Genomic DNA, 866 nt, shown 5'->3' on the forward strand with positions numbered 1-866 from the left:
CAAAATGCTGAATCGCAAAGAGTTCCAGTCAAAGTAGGCGATTATATCGAGTTAACACATCTAGAAGGTGTACATAGGGCTACTCTTACAAATGTAGATAATAGTAAACAAGAGAGCTTTGGAAAAAAAGCCATATATGAAGTTACAAAGGAAGGCCTGAAGAAAGTAGAAAAAATGCCAGAAGCAACAATTTTAGAAGGAAACAAGTTTGCGTGGTCATTAAAAGGATATAGTGATAGAGAATTTGCAAAAGTAGATTATGATAAAACGGTAGAAGAGATGAAGGTAAAACTAGAAGCAGGTGTACCACATTCCTACTTTGCTAGTACGTATGCGAGTATTAAGGTCCAGAATTCTTCTGGCAACGTCCTGTACAATAAGGAAATCGTGGGAAATAAACAACAAAATGCTGAAAGTCAAACTGTGCCCGTGAAAATAGGGGATTATATTGAACTTACTCATATAGAAGGGGAAGCAACAAAGGAAAAAACGCGAGCGACTTTAATTAACCTTGAAAATAACAAAAATGAAACCATTGGAAAGACAGCAAGATATCAAGTGACAAAAGAAGGCCTGAAGAAAGTAGAAAAAATGCCAGAAACAACAGTTTTAGATGGAAATCAATTTACCTGGTCTTTAAAGGGGTATAATGATCGAGAAATCGCAAAAGTAGAGTATAACAAAGCAACAGAAAAAATGCAGATTAAATTAGAAGCGGGTATCCCCCATTCCTATTTTACTAGTACGTATGCAAGCATTAAAGTCCAGAATTCATCCGGTAATATTTTGTACAATAAAGACATTATAGGAAATAGACAACAATCTGCTGAGAGCCAAACCGTTTAAGTCAAAGTAGGGGATTATAT

The 866-nt window shown here is 35.6% G+C and carries 1 pseudogene; it reads left to right on the forward strand.

Annotated elements, in window-relative coordinates:
- Positions 1-843: pseudogene (locus CN409_RS30770) on the forward strand (putative mucin/carbohydrate-binding domain-containing protein); the annotation flags it as partial.
- Positions 844-866 lie beyond the last annotated feature (23 nt).

It is taken from the genome of Bacillus sp. AFS012607 (assembly GCF_002558005.1).
Taxonomy (GTDB): Bacteria; Bacillota; Bacilli; order Bacillales; family Bacillaceae_G; genus Bacillus_A; species Bacillus_A thuringiensis_S.